Below are 269 nucleotides of genomic sequence, written 5' to 3'. Positions count from 1 at the left end.
CGTCGCCATCGACGTTTAGGTTTAGCCCCATGGAACCGAACACCCTGATCCTCGCCCTGATCGCTGCGTCCGCGGGACTCAGTGCCGGCCTCGTGGCCTGGTTGCTCCGCCGCTCGATGGCCAGCGTCCCGTCCGAGGACCGTCGCTACAAGGACTCGCCGCCCCTGGCCTTTCGCCTGCTCTGGTGGCCTATCCAATGGATCAGCACGCTGGTGGCGCTCATGGGCGTGTACGATACGACTTCCGCAAAGGACTTCGTCGGCCATACG

1 pseudogene is annotated in these 269 nt (G+C 64.7%); it reads left to right on the top strand.

Features of this window, described 5'->3' with window-relative positions:
• Positions 1–29: 29 nt before the first annotated feature.
• A pseudogene (locus VTU_RS28665) lies at positions 30–269 on the top strand (hypothetical protein); the annotation flags it as partial.

The organism is Verminephrobacter aporrectodeae subsp. tuberculatae At4 (genome assembly GCF_000193225.1).
Classification (GTDB): domain Bacteria; phylum Pseudomonadota; class Gammaproteobacteria; order Burkholderiales; family Burkholderiaceae_C; genus Acidovorax; species Acidovorax aporrectodeae.
This window is presented reverse-complemented; position numbering and strand designations above follow the sequence as displayed.